At 27.5% G+C, this 1085-nt stretch carries 1 protein-coding gene; it reads right to left on the bottom strand.

Going from position 1 to position 1085, the window contains the following annotated elements:
* Nucleotides 1-155 precede the first annotated feature (155 nt).
* A partial coding sequence (locus HG1285_RS20135; RefSeq protein ID WP_032497293.1) for a hypothetical protein occupies nucleotides 156-1085 on the bottom strand: 930 nt, incomplete at its 5' end.

Genomic DNA, 1085 nt, shown 5'->3' with positions numbered 1-1085 from the left:
TTTTAGAGAGTATTATAGAAGAAAGTATCAGCAGTTCAAAAGCAGAAAAAAGGCTATGATTGCTGTTGTTAATAAGCTGGTTCGTGTCATATTTGCTATGCTTTCTAATAGGCAATTTTTTAATCATCTTTCTTTAATTTCTAATACTTGACTCGTTAAATAAATATTCCTCCAAATGCTATGTTTTGCTTGTCTATAGGAAGTTTTCTATTTGTAATAATACTGTAATTTCCTCCAAAGTGTTTTAAAAATCTTCCTGTTAATACTGGATTTGAAAAGAAATTTCCACAAATGGCTATATTCTTAAGTTTTAATTTGTCCATAATTTTTGCACTTTCTTCTTTTAATCTATTTCCTAAGCTCTCAAAAATAGAGAAGGCTATCATATCATTTTCTACACCAGCAATTTTATAAGATAAAACACTTTGAATAGTTTTTATCCAGTCAAAATAAAATGTTCCATTTTCTTCTTCTAAAACAAAGTCTACTACAAGCCCTTGATTACCTGTAAAATCTAAAGATTTGCTTTGTAGATATAAGTATGGTTCTTCAAAAAAGTTTGCTTTATCTTTTGGGAAAATATCTATTAAATAGGCTATAAGATTGAAAATGTGCGTTAAACTATTTATGGTTTTCTTTTTAGCATCTTCTTGTGGTTTTTGCATTTTTTCTTTAACATCAGGGAAGTTCTTAATAAAGTTATTCACAAGTCTTTTTCCTTCTTCTGAGTCTTCTTTTATTGCTTCTAAAATCCAATATGCATCATTTTGTAGATTTCCAAAAGTTATAGAAGGCTTTATCCATATAACAGGTTTTAATTTTTCATTAAATCTTTTAACTGCAATAACATCTTGGTTTGCATAATAAGAAAAGTATATTCCAACTGTTCCTTCTTCAAGTTTTTTATGTTCAGCAATGACGGATAGAATTGCCCCTTCATATGCTTTAAATGGTTTTTTGTTTTTATATTTGACTTTTATATCTTCAAATTCTCCATTTAGAATGTTTACATTGTTTAATTTATCTACGAAATCTTCAAGTTGTAGTAGGATTTTTTCCTTTCTATCTATTAAATATTCACCATT

This window comes from Hydrogenivirga sp. 128-5-R1-1, assembly GCF_000171895.1.
This window is presented reverse-complemented; position numbering and strand designations above follow the sequence as displayed.